Raw genomic sequence first — 19,816 nt, 5'->3', positions numbered from 1 at the left:
GGGGGCTTCGCCCCCGCCTCTTTCTGAACGCTGACCGCCATGACCACCACCGTAGCTCAACATACGCCTGCCCCCCACTCCTCAACCGAACACGCGCCTACCGCTAGCCCAGCGTTAGAGCGCGAGAACCTGCTCGGCATGTCCCGCGAGCAGATGGAGTCGTTCTTTTTGTCGATTGGCGAAAAGAAGTTCCGTGCCGCCCAGGTGATGAAGTGGATACACCAGGAAGGCAGCGATGACTTCGCGGCAATGACCAACTTATCAAAGCCGCTGCGGGAAAAGCTGGCGAAGGTGGCCGAAATTCGCGGGCCAGCGGTTGTCTACGAAGGCACCTCCAGCGACGGCACACGCAAATGGGTGCTGGAAGTGGAAGACGGCAGCTACGTTGAAACGGTGCTGATTCCTGCTGAAAACGGTAAGCGACGCACGCTGTGTGTCTCCTCCCAAGTAGGCTGCTCGCTGGACTGCAGCTTCTGCTCAACCGGTAAGCAGGGGTTTCAGCGCAACCTAACCGCCGCTGAAATTATCGGCCAGGTATGGGTTGCGCAGCGCAGCGTTGGGCCACGCCGCGACACCGCCAACCGCCCGGTGACGAACGTTGTTATGATGGGCATGGGTGAGCCACTGCTCAACTTTGACAACGTAGTGCCCGCGATGAAGCTAATGCTGGACGATAACGGCTATGGACTCTCTAAACGCAGGGTGACGCTCTCCACCTCCGGCGTTGTACCGATGATCGACAAGCTTGGCGACGAGATAGATGTCAGCCTGGCGATTTCACTGCATGCCTCCACCGATGAGCTGCGCAACGAATTAGTGCCCATCAATCGTAAGTACAATATTCGTGCGCTGCTGGATGCTTGCCACCGCTACCTATCGAAATGCCCTGACAACCGCCAGGTCACGATTGAATATACGCTCATTCATGATATTAACGACCAGCAGGAGCATGCCGAGCAGCTTGCTGCACTGCTGAAAGAACTGCCTTGCAAAATCAATTTGATACCGTTTAACCCGTTCCCTAATTCAGGATACGAAAAGCCCTCGCGCAATCAAGTTATGCGCTTTCAACAGTGGCTCTACGACTTAGGCTACAACGCCACCGTCCGTGTGACGCGCGGTGAAGACATTGATGCGGCCTGCGGCCAGCTCGTTGGTCGTGTCAAAGATCGCACCAAACGCAGCGCCCGTTACATTCAGTCGGTTCAACTAGATGCTGACTAAACGCTGATGACCTTGACTTCCATTGAGCACAGCGCTTTGATGGTTCCGTTTTGTGATCGCCAAGGGCTTGGCTACGACAAACACTGTTTTAACGTTTTAAGGCATTAAAAAAATATCTAGGAACAACCGTTCTCAGCGGCATGAAGTAAAGGCAACCATCAAGAGGGTGTACATGACCGGTCTTTGCAGGCGCTTTCCATCCAGAGCCTCTATGCTCTGCGTGCTTATTAGCAGCATGCTGCTAAACGGTTGTGCTACCCCCAGCAGCGCCCCAATTGAAGGCGACCAAGATGCAGCTGAGGCTTACACTCAGCTGGGCGTCGCTTATCTAGAGCGTGATAACCTTCCCCGCGCATTGAACGCTCTCGATCGCGCGTTGGACATCAACCCTCGTCACGCTGAGGCACTTCAGGCCCTTGCGCTGGTCTATCAGCAGCAAGGAGAGAGCGAGCTTGCTAACCGCTACTTCGAACAGGCCGTTAACGCAGCGCCCTCGTTTACCCGAGCGCGTAACAACTACGCCGCCTTCCTCTATGAACAGGCGCAGTTTGCAGCGGCTTGTGAACAGCTAGAAATCGCATCACAAGATGCCCAGTACGCCAACCGTGCCCTGTTATTTACCAATTTAGGGCAGTGTTATGTGGCGCTGGACGAATTTGATAGTGCCCGCCAGAGTTTTCAGCGTGCACAGAGTATCGACCCACGCAACCCGCGTGGGTATTTAATGTTAGCCGAACTTGAAGTTTCACAAGGCAATTACGGGCAGGCTTGGGAGCCACTGCAGGTCTATTTGCAGCTAGCCGGGCCGAACCCAGCAACACTGGAAATGGCGATTGACATCGCCCACGCCCGCGGCGACCACGCCGCGGCTGCCGATTTCCAGCGCATGCTGAACGCCAAGTAACAGATGCCTTGATCACCTATTTACTGAAGGATGCTCAGCTATGAGCGACACACAGTTAGACGACAACGCTATCACTGACACCGCCTCACCGGGTGAACTCCTTTTGCGCCAACGCGAAGCACTTGGCGTCCCCTTGGTGGATGCGGCGCGCGCGCTCAATTTACGCCCTGCCGTGGTGGAGGGGTTGGAGCAAGACAGCTACGCCGAAATCCCCGTTGCCGCCTATCGTCGCGGCTACTTGCGCGCTTATGCCAAGTATTTAGGCATGGACGACCGCTTAGTGCTCGAGGCCTATCAGGCGCGAAATGGCAGCCTGGATACTGACCGCAAAGTCACCCCCGTTTCCGTGAGCCGCCCACCCTCAAAGATTGGCGCCTGGCTATTTAAGCTTGTGACGCTGCTCGTTATTGTCGGCTTAATCGCCGTTACCGTGATGTGGTGGCAAAGCCGCGGCGGCAGTGAGCCACCGAGCATGGGGTCTTCACCGTCGATTGAGGAAGAGCAGGCACTTAGTACCACCGCGGAACAAGAGCCAGCGCCCGTTAACGCACCAGCAGCAGATGAACCAGCGGCGGAACCTTCCTCACAGCCGCTGGATGAACCCGCTGCTGCACAGACACCAGAACCCGCACCTGAGGTCGCCGACGATGCTGCACAAGCCGCAGAACAGGATGCTGCACAAGCCGCAGAACAGGTAGCTGCAGAAAGCAGTGTGTCCGAGAGCGAGACCAGCGAAGAGCAGCCTGCCGCTGAAGAAGCGCTGGTAGCCGCACCTAACACTCTGGAGCTGACCTTTAACGAGCAGTCTTGGACCGAAATTTTTGATGCCAATAACCAACGCGTATTTGTTGGCCTCCAAACACCTGGCACCACCGCAACGGTCGAAGGCGAGCCACCGTTTCGGTTAACGATCGGCAATGCCACCGGCGTAGAGCTACGCTACCAAGGCGATGTCATTGACCTTCCCCAACGCGCCGGTGCCAACAATGTTGCCCGCTTCACCTTAGGAGAGTGACCCGTCTTATGCACGCCCCTTCTCCCATTAAACGCCGCTTTTCTCGCCAAATTCATGTTGGCAACGTCGCCGTAGGTGGCGATGCACCGATCGCCGTCCAAAGCATGACCAATACCAACACATTGGATGTCGCCGCCACGGTGGCGCAAATTCAGCAGTTGGAAAAGGCCGGTGCCGATATCGTGCGGGTTTCCGTGCCCGATATGGATGCTGCTGAAGCGTTTGGCCAGATCAAGAAGCTCGTCAATGTCCCGCTCGTGGCCGACATTCATTTTGATTACAAAATCGCGCTGCGCGTTGCCGAGCTGGGTGTGGACTGCCTGCGCATCAACCCTGGAAATATTGGTCGCGAAGATCGCGTGCGTGCCGTTGTCAGTGCCGCTCGTGACCACGGCATTCCCATCCGTATTGGGGTCAATGCCGGTTCGCTAGAGAAAGACCTGCAGAAAAAGTACGGCGAGCCTACGCCCGCTGCGCTGGTCGAGTCTGCCATGCGTCATATCGACTATCTGGATCGCCTAGACTTCCAAGAATTTAAAGTCAGCGTAAAAGCCTCGGATGTGTTTATGGCCGTAGCGGCCTACCGCGACTTGGCTACGCGTATTGAGCAACCGCTACACCTGGGTATTACCGAAGCGGGCGGGCTGCGCGCCGGCACCGTCAAGTCGTCTATCGGTCTTGGTATGCTGTTGATGGACGGTATCGGCGATACCATTCGTGTTTCCCTGGCGGCTGACCCGGTCGAAGAAATTAAAGTCGGCTTTGATATGCTCAAGAGCCTCAAACTGCGTTCTAAAGGCATCAATTTTATAGCCTGCCCTAGCTGCTCGCGGCAAAATTTTGATGTTATCAGCACCATGAACCAACTCGAGGAGCGCCTGGAAGACGTGATGACACCACTGGATGTTTCAGTGATTGGCTGTGTCGTGAACGGCCCTGGTGAAGCAAAAGAGACGGATATCGGCCTGACCGGCGGCTCCCCTGCCAACTTGGTGTATATCGACGGCAAACCCGCCAGCAAGCTGCGCAATGACCATCTTGTGGACGACTTAGAGAAGTTAATTCGTGACAAAGTGCGTCAAAAACAGCAGCAGCAAGATGACATGATCGCTCGCAGCGTTTAGTGCCGAGCCAGACTGCCTAGCGGGGGCGACAGGTGATCGCTCGCCCCACGCTGCCTCCCATACAAGGAGTTTTCATTGAGTAAGTCCGCCGCCAAAAAGATTCAAGCGATTCGTGGTATGAACGACCTATTGCCCAGCGACAGTCCTCGCTGGCAATTTTTTGAGGCCACCGTTCGTGAGTTAATGCATCGCTATGGCTTTGATGAAATTCGCACGCCGATTGTCGAGCAAACCGCTCTGTTCGCCCGCTCGATTGGTGAAGTCACCGATATCGTCGAAAAAGAGATGTACACGTTTGACGACCGTAATGGGGATAGCCTCACGCTGCGCCCTGAAGGCACTGCTAGCTGTGTGCGTGCCGCCATGGAGCATGGCCTGCTCTATAACCAAACCCAGCGGCTTTGGTACCAAGGGCCGATGTTCCGCCACGAGCGTCCGCAAAAGGGTCGCTACCGCCAGTTCCATCAGGTGGGTGTCGAAACCTACGGCTTTGACGGCCCCGATATCGACGCGGAAGTGATCCTACTCTCAGCCCGCCTATGGCGTGAGCTGGGGCTGTTAGAACACGTCACGCTAGAACTCAACTCATTAGGCTCCTCAGAAGCACGCGCGGCCTACCGCGATAAGCTGGTGGCCTACTTTGAACAGCACCACGACGTGCTGGATGAAGACTCTAAACGGCGTCTGACCAGCAACCCGCTGCGTATTCTTGACTCGAAAAACCCAGCCATGGCCGAGATGCTCGATGCAGCCCCGCAGCTGATGGATCACCTGGACGATGAGTCCCGGGATCATTTCGAGCAGCTAAAAGCGATGCTTGACGCCGCGAACATTTCTTATGTGGTCAACCCTCGCCTCGTGCGCGGCCTGGACTACTACTGTCGCACGGTGTTTGAGTGGACCACGACGGCACTGGGCAGCCAAGGCACCGTCTGCGCCGGGGGCCGCTACGATGGCCTGGTGGAACAGCTTGGCGGCAAACCCACCCCGGCGGTAGGCTTTGCCATGGGCATCGAGCGACTGGTGCTACTGCTGGAAACGCTCAACTTGGTGCCTGACGCTGCGCTCGGCGGGTGCGATGTCTACCTTCTGCCCATGGACGACAGCGCCACGGTGGCCGCACTCACTCTGGCAGAACAGCTGCGCAGTGAGCTTCCAGCCCTGCGGCTACAGCTCCATTGCGGTGGCGGCAGTTTCAAAAGCCGCATGAAGAAAGCCGATAAAAGCTCTGCCCCCATTGCCGTTCTGCTGGGCGAAGACGAGTTGGCTGAAAACGCAGTTACGCTAAAGTTTTTGCGCGAAGAGCGCGAGCAGCAGCGTGTGGCTTACGCTGAACTGGCAACCACGTTGCGCGAACTCATTACCCATTAACACTACTGCTGTGACGCGATATGAAAACAGCAGATGAATACTTGCTAGCCGCTTACGCGGCTATGCCATAGCACAGGAGGCCGCCCGTGGCGGAGCTGAGAAGCGAAGAAGAGCAGCTTGATGTCATCAAGCGCTGGTGGAAAGAGAATGGAACCTCTCTTATTGCAGGCGCCGTGCTTGCAGCAGCGGGGGTGTTTGGCTGGAATGCCTGGCAAAACTACCAGGAAGGCCAGGCAGAAGCCGCCTCTGCCCGCTACCAACAGCTGGTGAATATGGCAGCGGGCAACGCATTAGAAGATGATGAGCTGGCTACCGCCCGCACGTTAATCAGCGAGCTTAATGACGAGCATGGTAATACGCTATACGCCGAGCTAGGGCTGCTGTTGGATGCGCGCCTTGCCGTACAGCAAGACAATCTACGCGACGCAAAAACGTCCCTAGAGAGCCTGGCCAACAGTTCCTCGCGGCCCTTCGTACAAAGCCTTGCTTGGCTGCGCTTAGCGCGGATCGAAGTCGCTGATGGCAACCCAGACGCTGCGCTAAGCCTGCTTGATGAACCGATCACAGAGTCGCTCGCCGCCCAGCAGGCTAATGTACGGGGCGACGCCTATGCAGCGCTGGGCGACACAGAGCAAGCGCGTGACGCTTGGCAAACCGCGCTAGATCTGGCCCAAACCCAAAACCAGGCCCTCTATGGCGTACAGTTTAAGCTTGACGACCTTGGCGCTGAGGAGGCGACACAGTGATGAACCATAGTCTGGCAAGACCGCTATTTTCCAAGCAGTGGCTACGCATGGCGCTGGGTGCAACGGCCTTAGCCTTGTTAGCCGGGTGTGCAAATAAAGAAGAGCCTGCCTATACGCCGAAAGAGCTACGCAGCTTTGACGAGACGTCATCGCTGGATAGCGTGTGGCGTAGAAACGTCGGCGATGGCTTAGGCCGCGCACGCTACCCCATCGCTCCCTCCCGTGAAGGCAATACGGTATTTGCCGCTGACGCCACAGGCCTGGTAATGGCACTCAACGCCAATAACGGTGAGCGCGAATGGCAAACCGAGCTGGACACGCCTGTTTCCAGCGCTCTAAATGCGGTGGCAGGCAACGTCTACCTAGGCACCCGCAACGGTGAAGTGATTGCCCTCGACCAACGCGATGGCAGCATCAACTGGCGCGCTCGGGTCTCTAGCGAAGTGCTGGCCGCCCCGCAGGCCAACCAGCAGCTACTGCTGGTACAAAGCATCGATGGTCAGGTCACCGCGCTAGATAGGGCGAGCGGCCAAGAGCGCTGGGTGTATACCAGCTCGCAGCCTTCGTTAACGCTTCGCGGCACCGGCACGCCCATGGTGATCGACCCCGTTACCTTTGTCGGCATGGCCAATGGTCGTTTAGCCACCCTGGATAACCGCAACGGGCAGCCGCTTTGGGACATGCAAATTGCCACGCCACAAGGGCGCAGCGATGTTGAGCGCCTGGTCGACCTATCGGGACAACCGGTGCTAAGCCCGGATGGCCGCTTGTTTGTCACCAGCTATAACGGCCGCGTCGTCGCCCTTGAAGCTACCCAAGGTGGCGTGCTGTGGGAGAGCAACCTGTCTAGCCGCCACACGCCCATCCTGGTAGGCAACTTCCTGTTTGTTGTTACCGATAACAGCCAGGTCGTTGCCCTGGATGCTAATACTGGCCAAGAAATTTGGCGCAACAACAACTTAGAAGACCGCTGGCTAACGGCGCCTGCCTTCGCTGACGGACGCCTGGTACTAGGCGACTTTGAAGGCTACGTGCACCTGATCGACGCGCGTGAAGGCGATATCGTCGGCCGTACCCGTGTGCACCGCTCAGGTATTAGCGTGCGCCCGGTCACCGAAGGCAACATCATTCATGTTCAGGCGAATAATGGTCGCCTGGAAACCCTGGAAGTAACTCCATGACACCCGTCATTGCTTTAGTCGGTCGACCCAACGTGGGTAAATCGACGCTGTTTAACCGCCTGACGCGTTCGCGTGATGCGCTCGTGGCTGATTTTCCTGGCCTCACTCGTGACCGCAAATATGGCAATGGCATGTTGGGCGGCAAGTCGTATACCGTGATTGATACAGGCGGTATTAGCGGTGATGAAGAAGGCATTGATGCGGCGATGGCTGAGCAGTCGTTAGCCGCTATCGATGAAGCCGATATTGTGCTGTTTTTGGTTGATGCGCGGGCAGGGCTAAACGTCGCTGACGAAGCGATTGCCAACCATCTGCGGGTTAACCAGAAAAAGACCTGGTTAGTGGTCAATAAAACCGACGGTTTGGAAGAGCATTCGGCCATGGCCGACTTCTGGAAGCTTGGTTTGGGAGACCCCTGGCCAATCGCCGCCGCCCATGGACGCAACGTATCGCTACTGATCGATACGGTGCTGGAGCCATACCCCGAGCGCGACGCCAGTATTCCTGCGGATACCGGCAGTAAAGGCATTCGTATTGGCGTGATTGGCCGTCCGAACGTGGGCAAATCCACGCTGGTGAACCGTCTGCTCGGCGAAGAGCGTGTGGTGGTGTTTGATGAAGCAGGCACCACCCGTGACGCCATCGAAATTCCTTTTGAACGCAACGGCAAGCCGTACGTACTGATCGACACTGCCGGTATTCGGCGGCGTAAGAACGTGCGTGAAATCGCCGAAAAGTTCTCGATCATCAAAACGCTGGATGCGATCAAAGAGAGCCACGTGGCGGTGATGGTGCTGGATGCCCGCAGCGGTCTTGTCGAGCAGGACTTACACCTGCTGGACTACGTGCTGACCACCGGCCGAGCGCTAGTGCTGGCCATTAATAAGTGGGATGGCCTTGAGAGCGAGGCTAAAGAGAAGATGCGCGCGGAAATCAAACGCCGCCTGGGCTTTGCCGACTACGCCGAAATACACTTTATCTCAGCGTTGCACGGTACGGCGGTGGGCGATTTGTACCCGTCCATTGAGCGCGCCTTTAACGCCGCTAATGCGCACTGGTCGACCAACCGCCTCACCACGCTGCTGCAAGACGCCGTAAGCCAGCATCCGCCTCCCATGGTGAATGGCCGCCGCATTAAGCTGCGCATGGCCCACCAGGGCGGCAGCAATCCACCAATCATTGTGGTACACGGCAATCAAACCGCGTCGCTGCCTGAGGCGTACCGTCGCTACCTGACCAACACCTTCCGCAAAGTGTTAAAGGTACGCGGCACGCCAATGCGCTTTGAATTCCGGACGGGCGACAACCCGTTCGACCATATGGCGGGCGCCAGCGATAAAGAGAAGGCTAAAAAACGCGAGCTTAACCGCACCAAAGAAGCGCGCAAAAGCCGTCGCTGAGCCTGGATAACGGTCGCACCGCCTACGCGGATGTAGCAAACGCCTGCTGGAGCAATCCAGCAGGCGTTTTTAGTGGTAAGAGGTGTTAGCAAATTAGCTTGACAGATGCGCGCGCTAGCCCTCAAATAGCCGCGCTTTTCAGCCTTGCCTCACCCTGAATCTTAGCCCTTCCTAGGAGGGAGTTTTATGATAACTGCCGTTAGCCGCTGGCGCGGATTTGCGATGTTAACCATGGCAAGCCTTTTAACTGGCTGCCTGGCGCTACCCCAAACGGGTTTGTTTGCTTTTCGCTTAGCCGTTACCTCACTGGGCATTGAAGAAGTGCGCATTGGTCCCTACAGCGTTCAGGCAGGGCTTGATACCAGCGATTTAACCAGCCTGATTGCTTCTAGCCTTGGCGCCGGTAGCTTGCCTATTCAGGCGACGCTGGCGATGGGCCTAGGGCTGCCAGCTGGCATGCCTGCCGTTGAGATGTCCGGCTTTCGCTGGACGCTGGATATGCCGGGAGTCGACCCCGTAAATGGCCAGTATCAACAGGATGTGATGCTAACCCCAGGCGACGATGCCAAACTGCGCCTGCCGGTGGCCTTCGATATTCTTGCCACTGACCCACAGCGGATGCGGCCGATGATAGACCTTGCCAGCCAATTGGCATCGCAAGGCGAGCTGCCTGCCGGTAGCGAGCTAGCCATCACCCCTGGCGATCTGCGCGGCTTGGGCATGACGCTACCATCAGGTCTCTTCACGCCCACCCTTCGCCTCAACGTTGGGGCTGATGGTCAGCTGATTCCCCAACGCTAATCGTTAGGCCGTGGAAGAGGCGCTCACTTTTCTCGGCTATCCCTTCTCTTGAAGCCGCTTGCGGCCTACCCAGTGGGCCGCGAACTGCCATGCGGTGCGGCCGCTTCGCCCTCCCCTTAGGGTGGCGAAGCGAATAGCCTCAGCTTTTGTCGCATCGCTCCAATCCTGCGGTTGACCAAGGTGGCTAACCCAGTGCTGACACACCTCAAGGTACGTTGCTTGGCTGAAGGGATGGAATCCCAGCCATAATCCGAACCGGTCAGAGAGCGAAATCTTCTCTTCCACTGCATCGCCATGGTGCAACTCCTCGCCAACCAAACGGCTGCCACTATTGTCATCCATGGACTCCGGCAACAAATGGCGGCGATTCGACGTGGCATAGAGCAACACATTATCCGGCGGCCCGGTTAAGGCGCCATCCACCACGCTTTTAAGCGCTTTATAAGCATCATCGTTACCCTCAAAAGAGAGATCATCGCAATACACCACAAAGCGCTGCGGCTGATGACGTAACTGCTCCACGAGCAGCGGTAGACTACAAAGATCATGGCGGTCTACCTGGATCAAGCGAAGCCCCTCCTCGGCTAGGGAGTTAAGCAGCGCGCGTATAATGGATGACTTTCCGCTTCCCCTAGAACCCCACAGCAGGGCATGGTTAGCGGGGAGCCCTTGTAGAAATGCCCGCGTGTTATCAAGCAGGGCTAATTTTTGCCGCTCAATACCGAGAAGGTCATCCAGTGTCAGCGTATCGCGGGGCGGTACCGGCACTAGCCAGCCCCCAAGTGGGTGGCGTTGCCAGATAGCGGCGATGTGAGTGCTCCAATCCACCGGTGTGGGTGCAGGGGGCAGCCAGTGATCAACATGATCTAATAGCCGTGTAAGGCGTTGACTCAATTCAGCATCCATCGTGATCCTCGGAGTGAGTTATGATAAGGGGGTTTGATTTACCACCGACAGTGGTTATCTTGTCGGCAAGGATCCCCGCTCGTCTATAAGGAAACCGTCTATGCGTTGGCTTCGTCCCTTGGCCATTACTGCGCTGTGTGCCTCCATTGCGGCATGTGCGACCTCTCCCACCGGCCGTTCACAGCTGTTACTGCTCTCACATGACCAGCTCAACCAAATGGGCCAACAGGCCTTTGCTCAGTATCAACAAGATATACCCACCGCTGATCAGGCAAGTCACCGTTACGTTCAGTGTATAACCAACGCGATTGTTGACGTACTCCCCGCTGAGCAGCGCAGCCTCGACTGGCAAATTCGTGTGTTTGAGTCCGAGCAGCCGAACGCGTTTGCGCTACCCGGCGGCTACATGGGTGTTAACACGGGCATGTTGAATATAGCCACCAATCAGAATCAGCTCGCCTCGGTGGTCGGCCACGAGATCGGCCATGTAATTGCTAACCATGCCAACGAGCGCGCCTCTACCCAAAGCGCCACGTCGCTGGGTTTATCGGTCATTTCCAGCGCGTCAGGCATGCAGTCTCCCGGCGGCCAGCAGTTAATGGGCGTGCTGGGCATGGGGGCTGAGTACGGCATTGCGCTCCCCTTCTCACGCCGCCATGAAAGCGAAGCAGATGTTATTGGCCTACAGCTGATGGCCCAGGCCGGTTTCGACCCGCGGGAAAGCATCACGCTATGGGAGAATATGCAGGCAGCGTCTGGCGGTGGCGCACCGCCCGCCTGGATGTCTACCCACCCCAGCCAAGGCCAGCGCATCCAGGGGCTTCAAGCGAATATGGATCAAGCGCTGACAAGCTACGAACAGGCACGTAACAGTGGGCGCACGTCTAACTGCCCACGCCCTTAAGCGGCCCACATCAGAGGTTTGAATGATTCGACTTGGTTTACTGCTGCTGGTACTGCCCCTTTTAGTACTAATGGGCGTCTTTTTTTGGGAACTTGGCGATGTACGCGCCTGCCAACTTGATGGTGGCTACTGGGACTACATCGAAAGCACCTGCCGCGATACGCCCCAGCCGTTTGTGTCCTGGCTTGAGCGCTCGCCGCTGCTGGTCAACGGAGGCATGCTCATGTCTGTATTGGGGCTGGCGATGTGCATGGTAGGGTTTTATACCAAGCGCCGTTAAACACCGCGCAATAACGCCAGCAACAGTAAAGGGGCAGCTACCAAGCTGCCCCTTTATTTATTATCCACTGCTCTTTTGGCGATCCATGCCTTCATACACAGAAGCATTAACCGATAGAAGCATTAATCGCTAAAATTCAGCGACTGCCTGAGCTGCGAGCGCACCGGCGCGGTGTCCGGGCGTACATTACGCCATAGGAAAAACGACTCTGCGGCCTGCTCTACCAGCATCCCTAACCCATCTAGCAGCTTGGCGCCACGCGGCCCCGCCCACTGTAGAAACACCGTTGGCTCGGCGCCGTACATCATGTCATATGCCCAGGCGTGGGGGGTAAACAGTTGGTCAGGCAGCGGCGGTAAATCACCGGATAGGCTGGCGCTGGTGCCATTAATTACTACATCAAACTGACCCTCTATGGCGTCAAGCCCTCCACCCTTCACATCGCCCAGATCGGAAAAGTCCTTCGCCAGCTGGATGGCTTTCTCTGCGGTTCGATTCACCACCACCAGCTCGTCGGGCTTTTCAGCCAGCAGCGGTTCCAGCACGCTGCGCACGGCGCCGCCCGCGCCTATCACCAACACACGTTTATCTTGAACAGGCACGCCGTGATACGCCAGGTCGCGAACTAGCCCCACGCCGTCCGTCGTATCACCATAGGTACGGCCATTACCTCCCACAATCAGAGTATTAACCGCCTGGGCACGCTCAGCGCGATGACTCAGCGTGTCACACAGCGCAAACGCGTCTCCCTTGAAAGGCACGGTCACGTTGGCACCACGCCCACCTTCTGCGACAAACGCCTGCCAAGCAGCAGCGAAACCATCAATTGGTGCTAGCTCACTGGTATAGGTCATGTCTTGTTGGGTTTGCCGTCCAAACTCACCGTGAATGAGCGATGATTTGGAGTGTTTAATCGGGTTGCCAAAGACGCAATAACGATCAGCCATAAAGCCTCCTTATGCCTCGCCCTGCTGGGCGGCTTCAGCCAGCCAGTCCCTGGGCACTAGGTATTCATTAAGCCTCGCCTCTGGGCTGCCCGCTTCGGGTGTAAAAGCGTACTCCCAACGTGCTAAGGGCGGCATCGACATCAAGATGGATTCTGTGCGCCCGCCGCTTTGCAGGCCAAACAGCGTGCCTCTATCCCAAACCAGATTGAACTCCACATAACGGCCACGACGATACAGCTGGAAGTCACGCTCTCGATCGCCCCAGGCATCTTTTCTGCGGCGCTCAACAATCGGTACGTAGGCATCCAGGAAGCTGTCGCCCACGGCACGCTGGAAAGCGAAGCAGTCCTCAAAACTGCCTTCATTTAAATCGTCAAAAAACAGGCCACCCACGCCTCGGGTTTCATCACGGTGCTTGAGGTAGAAGTACTCATCGCACCACGCTTTGTAGCGGGGGTAAATCTCTTCACCAAAGGGGCTGCAGGCAGCTTTTGCTACCCGGTGCCAGTGTACCGCGTCTTCAAACACCGGGTAGTAGGGGGTTAGGTCAAACCCACCGCCAAACCACCAGACAGGCGCCTCGCCAGGTTTCTCGGCAATAAAGAAACGCACGTTGCCGTGGCTAGTCGGTATATGGGGGTTTTCAGGATGCAGCACCCACGACACCCCCACCGCATGGAAACTGCGTCCGGCCAGCTCAGGCCGTGCCGCCGTGGCGGAGGGCGGGAGCGTTGCACCAAATACATGAGAGTAGTTCACGCCGCCTTTTTCAAACACAGCGCCATGCTCAATCACTCGTGAACGACCGCCACCGCCCTCTTCACGCTCCCAGCTGTCCTCTTTGAAGCGCGCGCTACCGTCGGCAGCGGCAAGGCCTGTACACAGCCGTTCCTGCAGGTCTAGTAGATAGTGCTTAACATCGTCTAGGTGCTCGTGAGCCACATTAACTCCCAGGATAAATAAATTGAGTGGGCCGCTGCATTTACTGGCGAAGCACTTTACCGGTGACTAAGTCACGAATCGTGCTTGGGCGAGCGTTGCCGCCTAACGCACCGGGTACGATGGCTGCGACGTCGTCGCCAAATATTGAGGCGACTTCTTCAGCGCTCATGGCGGGAGGGTCGCCTGCGCGGTTGGCCGAGGTGGAGACCAGCGGACCGCCAAACGCGTCGCACAATCCTTTCATCAGAGGATGGTCGGTTACCCGCAGCGCCACGCACTGATGGGCGCCACGCACCAGCCCGTGGCTGCGGCCATTATCCGGCACCAGCCAAGTGTTGGGCCCAGGCCAACTAGCGGCTAAGGGGGCATGAAGAGCGAGCGGCAGCTGATTTAACCAGGGCTGAAATTGATGAATCGTAGAGGCGACTAAAATCACCCCTTTGGCAGGGTCACGCGCTTTCATGCGCATTAAGTGCGCCAGCGCTTCATCGTTATCCGGGTCACAGCTAAGTCCCCATACGGCTTCAGTGGGGCATGCAATCACACCACCCGAGCGCAACGCGCTTACCGCCGCCTTTAATTCAGCCGAATCCATAGATGCTCCTCGTGAAAAAGTCATGACTTGCCACTGCTCAGCCAGCGCAAATAGTCAGTTATTGGCATCCTACCATGGCCGTGCCAAACGCACCCAGCCGCCCGCCTGCTGGGTAACATGCCCCTCAAGTTCCAACATCAATAGCCGCTGCTGGCACTCGCTCACTGTCGTGCCAGTGTTCTGAACCAGCACATCAATCGGGGTTGGCGTGGTGCTTAAAGCGCTTAATAAGTTATCGCTCGGCGGTGCATTGCCGCTGGGCTTAATGGCGTCTGTATCATCAGCAAGTGGCTCAAGCTCGGGGGGCAGGAAACTGCTTGCCCAATGCTGCAACTCTTCAAGTATATCGTCTACATGACGCACGAGTGTCGCGCCGGTGCGCAATAATTGTAGACAGCCACGCGCCTGGACATTGTGCAGCGACCCAGGCAGCGCAAACAGCTCGCGACCCTGCTCAAGGGCTAAACGGGCGCTCACCAGTGAGCCACTTTTCTCGGTCGCTTCGACCACCAGGGTGCCTAAGCTAAGGCCGGTGACAATTCGATTCCGGCGAGGAAAAAAAGCGGGACGGGCCACCGTGCCCGGTGGATGCTCGGAGAGCAGCAACCCTCCTGGCGCGGTGCTTAACTGTTCGTATAAATCCCGGTGGCGAGCAGGGTAAATCACATCGACACCACACCCTAATACGGCAATGGAGTGCCCGCCGGTCGCCAGCGCCGCATGCTGGGCGACCCCATCGACCCCCAGCGCCATCCCGCTGACAATGCACCAGCCACGTTGGGCCAGTTCGCGAGCAAACGCTTGGGCATTACCGCTGCCTTCTGAGGTAGGCCTACGTGTTCCTACCATGGCAAGCTTGGGGCCGTCTAACGCGCGGAGATCGCCCTGTGCCCATAGCACAACGGGCGGGTCAGGCAGCTGGTTAAGCAACGCGGGCCATGCGGGGTGATCCCGGTGGAGCAGATGACGGTTAGGGCCATCCTGCTGCCAGGCTTGGGTTGCATTGACGACAGACTGCAGCGGGCTGCGCTCTGGATGTTCAAGCCATAAGCGCAGCGCCGTGGCTGCCGCGCTGGGTAGCGCCGCCAGCCAGCCCTGGGGCCACTGCGGACTGCGGGCAACCAGCTGAGTAATACGGTGGGGGCCCATACCGGGCAGGGCATTCACTACCAGCCACTCCTTGGCATCCATACGAAGCCTCCTCTGTTCGCTGTGGCTCTTGAATAACGTGTTATCTAACCGGTGTACGTACCGCATCGCCCACGGCAAGTACGTTCGATGCCTGCATGACCAAGGCGTAGCTCACACGGTTGTAAGGCTTGAAGATCATAATTTGGCCCGCCTCTGTTGCAGGCAGTTGGATAAGCTCTTGGGTACGGGGATCATTCACCAGCTCGCCCTGCTGGTCGACCCGTAACACGTGCCCTGGCTGAAGGCCATCTTGGGTACCCAGGTCTATCGCTACCACCTGTAAGCGCCCAATAAAGCGCACGCCGCCGGGAACCGCCACAATATTTCCAGACACGCTATTTAACGGTGGGCGGGGCTGGAAAGCCTCTCCCCATTCACGCTGATCAAGCGGCATTAGAATGTCGTTATTACGCACTTCTTGATAGGCACTCAACACTTCTACTCGAGCGATATCGCCTTCAGTAATTAACTGACGCGCTTCACCAATCTTGATCAACTCCATCCCCAACGGCGTTCCATCGTTGGCAATATAAGGATCGCTTTGACGATAAATCCCCAGCTGGGCCCTATCAGGAAGCTCACCCCGCACATACAGCGTATCCCCTGCACCGCTGATCAAGCGCCGATTCTCCCCACCTACCACGTAGGCCAGCTCTCGCAGCGCTTCCCCCTCTTCCAGCACCCGGTGTTCACGTAAAAAAGCACGCACCACGTCCAGGGGAAGCGGTGCAATGGCTTCCCGTTCCGGCACGGTGCGCATCTGAGGTGTTAGCTTTACCACGCTTTGACCCCGTTCTAACGATAAGCAGGGTTCCCCCTGACAACTTCCCAACACCAGCACATCGCCTGGGTAGATAAGGTGGGGGTTGCGAATATGTGGGTTTGCCTGCCAAAGTTCAGGCCACTGCCAGGGTGAGTGTAAATAGCGCGCAGAAATATCCCACAGCGTATCACCGCGCACCACGTCATAACGCTCTGGTGCGTCATCACGCAGCCGCTCCCACGCTAATACCGGATGGCTCACCAGTAAGGCGATACACATTAGCAGGGCGCCAAAGACGCTATAATAAAGAGGCTTTGTTGCCGCCATCCTGTTCTCCCTAGGCAGTCGCTGATCGATTGATTCTCAAGGGCCGTCGCAAGGAACGCACGTGCCCAGGAACACCAACAGCATGATATGATGGCTGATAGAAAACCACTTATAGTAATGCACTTAGGCCCGCCGACACAGACAGTGAGGCCTACTCATTAAAGACTCAGCTTAACGGTGATTGTAACGCCATGGCCAAACTTCCTATTCTCGAATTCCCCGACGAGCGCCTGCGTACCAAGGCGGTAGCGGTGGAAACCGTTGACGATGAGGTTCGCCAGCTCGTCGACGATATGCTGGAGACCATGTACGACGCACGGGGTATCGGTCTTGCGGCCACGCAAATCGATGTACATCGCCGCGTGGTAGTGATGGATGTTAGCGACGATAACTCCCAGCCGCTGGTGCTTATCAACCCACGCTACGAGCCGATAGGCGAAGAGAAAGAGCCGCTTTCCGAGGGGTGCTTATCTATCCCAGAGTATTACGCCGAGGTGCCGCGTTTCCTCAAAGTAAAACTCAATGCGCTCGACCGTAACGGCGAGCCTTATGAGTTAGAGGCCGATGGTCTATTTGCGCACTGTATTCAGCATGAGTATGACCACCTAGAAGGCGTACTGTTTGTTGACTACTTATCGCCACTCAAGCGTGATCGGGTGCTGCGAAAAATGCAAAAACGCCACAAGCTAATGCAGGACGCTTAAGTCGCTACTGCCAAGTACCCTAAGCCGAGCCGCAAAATGATGAACGCCCACTGGATATTACTTGGCGCACTCATTTGCTGTTCGGCATTTTTCGCTAGACGCATCCCCGTTCCCACTTCTGTTAGGTAGTTACGCCCATGTCTCAGTTGCGCGTTGTTTTTGCTGGCACGCCTGATTTCGCCGCTTCCAGTCTTGCCGCCGTACTCGAAAGCGAGCATGACGTCGTGGCGGTTTACACCCAGCCCGACCGCCCTGCAGGCCGAGGACGCAAGCTTACCCCTAGCCCGGTCAAGCAACTTGCCCTTGAGCATGAAATACCGGTGTATCAACCCGTCAGCTTAAAGAACGCGGATGCCCAAGCCGAGCTAGCGGCTCTTGAAGCCGACGTAATGGTAGTGGTTGCCTACGGTTTGCTGCTGCCCCAAGCCGTTTTGGACACGCCTCGGCTAGGCTGTATTAACGTGCATGCCTCGTTATTACCCCGCTGGCGCGGCGCGGCACCCATTCAGCGGGCCATCGAAGCGGGCGACAGCGCTTCTGGCGTCACTATTATGCAAATGGATGCAGGGCTCGATACCGGCGCGATGCTTTACGAAGTACGCACACCGATCACGCCACGCACCACCGGCGGTGACCTGCATGACCGGCTTGCAATCCAAGGGGCTAACGCACTGGTGAGCGTGCTGGATAATCTGGACAACGGCAGCCTGGAAGCGACCCCGCAGCCCGAAGAGGGCGTGACCTACGCCGCTAAACTAAGCAAAGCCGAGGCCGAGCTAGACTTTACCCAACCCGCCGAGCAGCTGGCGCGTAAAATTCGCGCCTTCAACCCGTGGCCCGTGGCCTGGTGCACGCTAGGCAATGACCGCCTACGTTTATTAATGGCCAGTGTTGAATCAGGCGAACAGCCGCCGTTTCCGCCCGGCACGCTGCTTGAACACGGCGACGAACACCTGCGCATTGCCTGCGGCGAACAGGGCCAAGAAGTGCTCTGCGTTAGCCGCGCCCAACTACCCGGGGGCAAAGCCATGGCCGTACGTGATCTGCTCAATGCCCGCCAAACACCCCTCACCATTGGCGCCCAACTTGGGCTGCCCGCACCTCAACAAGGAGTTACCCCATGAGCCAACAGCGCCCCGCAAAAGGCGGCAGTGGCCAAGAGGTGCGCGCTGCTGCCGCCCGTGCGCTTGTCCCTGTTCTTACCGATAAAGGCTCCCTCGCCGGGCTTGATGAACACAGCGTTATCGCCCGCGACCGCGGCCTGCTGAAAGAGCTGTGCTACGGCACCTGCCGCAGGCTGCCCCGCTTGGAAGCGCTGGCCAATAAACTGCTTAAGCAGCCTTTCAAGAAGCGCGATAGCGACGTTCACGCGCTGTTGCTCATCGGTATTTATCAACTGCTGTATATGCGTATTCCTGCCCACGCCGCCGTGGGGGAAACCGCAGGGGCTGCGCGCTTGATAGGCAAAGAGTGGGCTACCCGCGTGCTTAACGGCTGCCTGCGCCGCCTCCAGCGAGAAGCAGAAGAGCTCCAGGCCGATGTCGACCGCGAAGAGCACGTTGCCCTAGAGCACCCCCCCTGGCTACTCGCCGCCCTACGCGATGCTTGGCCTGACCAGTGGCGCGCCATTGCCGAGGCGAATAACGAACCGGGGCCCATGACGCTAAGGGTCAACCAGCACCACAACGACCGCGAAGCGTACCTAGCGCAACTGGTTGAGCAAGGCTTAAGCGGCTATTTATGCCCCCATGCGCCTGACGGCATCACGCTTAATACCCCCTGCGATGTTTCCGTGCTGCCAGGGTTTGAGCACGGCCATGTGAGCGTTCAAGATGAAGCGGCCCAGCTCTCTGCTGCGCTGCTTGGCCCGGCTCTTGCGCCGCGCCCTGGCGCCCACGTGCTAGATGCTTGCTGCGCCCCAGGGGGTAAAACAGCCCACTTGCTGGAACAGTTCGATATTGCGCTGACCGCCATTGATAGTGACAACCAGCGTTTAGGCCGGGTGGACGATACGCTCAACCGTCTGGGGCTAACGGCGGCGCTACAGCACGCCGATGCCACTCAGCAAGAGTGGTGGGGCGGCACCTTGTTTGATGCCATTTTGCTCGACGCCCCCTGCTCCGGCACCGGGGTTATTCGACGCCACCCGGATATTAAAACGCTGCGTCGTAAGGAAGATATTCGTCAACTTGCCAAGCTCCAGCAGCAGTTGTTGGATAATCTCTGGCCCTTGCTGCGCCCCGGCGGCACGCTGCTCTACGCTACTTGCTCTGTGCTACCCGCAGAGAACGCCGACCAAATTGAGGCCTTCCTTGCCCGCACACCGGATGCCAAGGTGTCCACGCCCAGCGACGTGGCCTGGGGCATCCCCAGCGGAGAAGGCCGCCAGCTCTTTCCAGCGCAGGGCAGTCACGATGGCTTTTTTTATGCCAGACTAGAGAAGCGACCTGCCTAAGCGGTTACTTCACCCAAGGCAGTGAATTCATGACAA

Annotated in this window: 20 protein-coding genes; 14 read left to right on the top strand and 6 right to left on the bottom strand. The window is 57.5% G+C overall.

Annotation, left to right across the window (positions count from 1 at the left end; all coding sequences use genetic code 11):
* Positions 1-39 precede the first annotated feature (39 nt).
* From rlmN to LOS15_RS01055, 9 genes are all read left to right on the top strand, one after another.
* Positions 40-1,224, top strand: a complete 1,185-nt coding sequence (rlmN, locus tag LOS15_RS01095; protein ID WP_263067543.1) for a 23S rRNA (adenine(2503)-C(2))-methyltransferase RlmN — start codon at positions 40-42, stop codon at positions 1,222-1,224.
* A 211-nt stretch (positions 1,225-1,435) separates the two neighbouring features.
* Positions 1,436-2,128, top strand: coding sequence for a type IV pilus biogenesis/stability protein PilW (gene pilW, locus LOS15_RS01090; RefSeq protein WP_263067542.1), 693 nt, complete (start codon positions 1,436-1,438; stop codon positions 2,126-2,128).
* 40 nt (positions 2,129-2,168) lie between these two features.
* Entirely contained in the window at positions 2,169-3,143 is a 975-nt protein-coding gene (locus LOS15_RS01085; protein WP_263067540.1) for a RodZ domain-containing protein, read from the top strand.
* 8 nt (positions 3,144-3,151) lie between these two features.
* Positions 3,152-4,267, top strand: a complete 1,116-nt coding sequence (gene ispG, locus LOS15_RS01080; protein WP_263067538.1) for a flavodoxin-dependent (E)-4-hydroxy-3-methylbut-2-enyl-diphosphate synthase — start codon at positions 3,152-3,154, stop codon at positions 4,265-4,267.
* A 75-nt stretch (positions 4,268-4,342) separates the two neighbouring features.
* The gene (gene hisS / locus LOS15_RS01075; RefSeq protein ID WP_263067537.1) at positions 4,343-5,638 is read left to right on the top strand and encodes a histidine--tRNA ligase; all 1,296 of its coding nucleotides are present in this window, start codon (positions 4,343-4,345) and stop codon (positions 5,636-5,638) included.
* Positions 5,639-5,724: 86 nt separating this feature from the next.
* On the top strand, positions 5,725-6,384 hold the full coding sequence (locus tag LOS15_RS01070) for a YfgM family protein (RefSeq protein WP_263067536.1): 660 nt from the start codon (positions 5,725-5,727) through the stop codon (positions 6,382-6,384).
* Complete coding sequence (gene bamB / locus LOS15_RS01065) at positions 6,384-7,565, top strand: outer membrane protein assembly factor BamB (protein ID WP_263067534.1); 1,182 nt, start codon at positions 6,384-6,386, stop codon at positions 7,563-7,565. The genes LOS15_RS01070 and bamB overlap by 1 nt, the downstream gene beginning before the upstream one ends.
* Complete coding sequence (gene der / locus LOS15_RS01060; RefSeq protein WP_263067533.1) at positions 7,562-8,965, top strand: ribosome biogenesis GTPase Der; 1,404 nt, start codon at positions 7,562-7,564, stop codon at positions 8,963-8,965. Before bamB ends, der begins: the two co-directional genes overlap by 4 nt.
* Before the next feature lie 186 nt (positions 8,966-9,151).
* The gene (locus LOS15_RS01055) at positions 9,152-9,766 is read left to right on the top strand and encodes a hypothetical protein (RefSeq protein ID WP_263067532.1); all 615 of its coding nucleotides are present in this window, start codon (positions 9,152-9,154) and stop codon (positions 9,764-9,766) included.
* A 36-nt stretch (positions 9,767-9,802) separates the two neighbouring features.
* Here LOS15_RS01055 and LOS15_RS01050 read toward each other — a convergent pair whose 3' ends face one another.
* On the bottom strand, positions 9,803-10,672 hold the full coding sequence (locus tag LOS15_RS01050) for an ATP-binding protein (RefSeq protein WP_263067531.1): 870 nt from the start codon (positions 10,670-10,672) through the stop codon (positions 9,803-9,805).
* Positions 10,673-10,772: 100 nt separating this feature from the next.
* Between LOS15_RS01050 and LOS15_RS01045 the strand changes: the two genes are divergently transcribed.
* Both LOS15_RS01045 and LOS15_RS01040 read left to right on the top strand, forming a co-directional pair.
* A complete protein-coding gene (locus tag LOS15_RS01045; RefSeq protein WP_263067529.1) occupies positions 10,773-11,576 on the top strand; it encodes a M48 family metallopeptidase in 804 nt (267 codons plus the stop codon).
* Positions 11,577-11,598: 22 nt separating this feature from the next.
* Positions 11,599-11,856, top strand: coding sequence for a hypothetical protein (locus LOS15_RS01040; protein WP_263067527.1), 258 nt, complete (start codon positions 11,599-11,601; stop codon positions 11,854-11,856).
* Between the two features lie 122 nt (positions 11,857-11,978).
* On the opposite strand, the gene aroE is transcribed toward LOS15_RS01040, so the two are convergent.
* From aroE to LOS15_RS01015, 5 genes are all read right to left on the bottom strand, one after another.
* Positions 11,979-12,803, bottom strand: coding sequence for a shikimate dehydrogenase (aroE, locus tag LOS15_RS01035; RefSeq protein WP_263067525.1), 825 nt, complete (start codon positions 12,801-12,803; stop codon positions 11,979-11,981).
* Positions 12,804-12,812: 9 nt separating this feature from the next.
* On the bottom strand, positions 12,813-13,745 hold the full coding sequence (gene hemF / locus LOS15_RS01030; protein WP_263067524.1) for an oxygen-dependent coproporphyrinogen oxidase: 933 nt from the start codon (positions 13,743-13,745) through the stop codon (positions 12,813-12,815).
* Between the two features lie 40 nt (positions 13,746-13,785).
* A complete protein-coding gene (locus tag LOS15_RS01025; RefSeq protein WP_263067522.1) occupies positions 13,786-14,340 on the bottom strand; it encodes an L-threonylcarbamoyladenylate synthase in 555 nt (184 codons plus the stop codon).
* A gap of 69 nt (positions 14,341-14,409) precedes the next feature.
* The gene (gene dprA, locus LOS15_RS01020) at positions 14,410-15,531 is read right to left on the bottom strand and encodes a DNA-processing protein DprA (protein ID WP_263067521.1); all 1,122 of its coding nucleotides are present in this window, start codon (positions 15,529-15,531) and stop codon (positions 14,410-14,412) included.
* A gap of 40 nt (positions 15,532-15,571) precedes the next feature.
* Positions 15,572-16,621: a LysM peptidoglycan-binding domain-containing protein gene (locus tag LOS15_RS01015; RefSeq protein WP_263067520.1), complete on the bottom strand. Its 1,050-nt coding sequence runs from the start codon at positions 16,619-16,621 to the stop codon at positions 15,572-15,574.
* Between the two features lie 191 nt (positions 16,622-16,812).
* Between LOS15_RS01015 and def the strand changes: the two genes are divergently transcribed.
* From def to rsmB, 3 genes are all read left to right on the top strand, one after another.
* Positions 16,813-17,325 (top strand): peptide deformylase, encoded by a 513-nt coding sequence (gene def / locus LOS15_RS01010; RefSeq protein WP_263067519.1) that lies wholly within the window; start codon positions 16,813-16,815, stop codon positions 17,323-17,325.
* A 137-nt stretch (positions 17,326-17,462) separates the two neighbouring features.
* Positions 17,463-18,449, top strand: a complete 987-nt coding sequence (gene fmt / locus LOS15_RS01005; RefSeq protein WP_263067518.1) for a methionyl-tRNA formyltransferase — start codon at positions 17,463-17,465, stop codon at positions 18,447-18,449.
* On the top strand, positions 18,446-19,780 hold the full coding sequence (rsmB, locus tag LOS15_RS01000) for a 16S rRNA (cytosine(967)-C(5))-methyltransferase RsmB (RefSeq protein WP_263067517.1): 1,335 nt from the start codon (positions 18,446-18,448) through the stop codon (positions 19,778-19,780). The genes fmt and rsmB overlap by 4 nt, the downstream gene beginning before the upstream one ends.
* Positions 19,781-19,816: the final 36 nt, after the last annotated feature.

The organism is Halomonas sp. 7T, from assembly GCF_025643255.1.
GTDB lineage: Bacteria > Pseudomonadota > Gammaproteobacteria > Pseudomonadales > Halomonadaceae > Vreelandella.
This window is presented reverse-complemented; position numbering and strand designations above follow the sequence as displayed.